The sequence below is a fragment of the Rhodococcus sp. LB1 genome (assembly GCF_001583455.1).
GTDB lineage: Bacteria > Actinomycetota > Actinomycetes > Mycobacteriales > Mycobacteriaceae > Rhodococcus_F > Rhodococcus_F opacus.
Map to the genome: position 1 here is coordinate 14601 of NZ_LTCZ01000027.1, position 961 is coordinate 15561.

The following is a 961-nucleotide window of genomic DNA, read 5'->3' on the forward strand; positions in this document are numbered from 1 at the left end:
CGATCGAGTTCCACACGGAAACAGCCGGTCCGGGCTTCTGGTCGGTCGTCGGATACGACGACGTGGTGACGGTGAGCCGAAACCCGGAGGTCTTCTCCTCGGCCAAGGGCTTCACCATCGACGACGTCCCGGTCGAGATCCTCGAGTTCGCCATGTCGATGATCGCCATGGACGACCCCCGTCACCGGCGTCTGCGCGGCATCGTGCAATCGGCGTTCACCGCGGCCTCGGTGCGGGGCATCGCCGAGCGGGTGCGCGGCTGCGCTGCGCAGATCGCCGCGGACCTACCCCGAGATGCCGAGTTCGACTTCGTCCCCGACGTCGCGACCCGGTTGCCGGTGCAGGTGATCTGCGAGTTGCTCGGGATCCCGGAGAGCGACCGGCCGATGATCCTGGCCGCGGCGGCCGACGTCATCGCCGGAGGTGGTGATCAGGAGTTCGTCACCGCACCCGGCGGCGCGGCCGGCCTGGGCCAGATCTACGGGTACGCCCTCGAGCTGGGCGAGCGACGCAAGACGGATCCCGGCGAGGATCTGACGTCCCGGCTGGTGTCGACGGTGGTCGACGGCGAGACCCTCACACCGACCGAGTTCGGTTCGTTCGTCATCCTGCTGATCACGGCTGGTTTCGAGACCACCCGGCAAGCATTGGCCTGGGCGCTGCATCTGCTCACCGAGCACCCCGACCAGAGAGAACTGCTGCTCGCCGATTTCGCCGGCCACATCGACAACACGATCGACGAGGTGATCCGCTACGCCTCCCCGGTGCCCTACATGCGGCGCACCGCGACCGTCGACACCGAGCTCGGCGGCGCCCACATCGCGGCGGGGGACAAGGTCGTCATGTGGTACCTGTCCGCGAACCACGACGAACGCATCTTCGACGGTCCGGGCCGGTTCGACATCACCCGCGCGAACGCAGGCAAGCATCTCGGTTTCGGCGCGAAAGACATCCACCACTG

General features: G+C 67.5%; 1 pseudogene. It reads left to right on the top strand.

Annotated elements, in window-relative coordinates:
* A pseudogene (locus AZG88_RS55250) lies at positions 1–961 on the top strand (cytochrome P450); the annotation flags it as partial.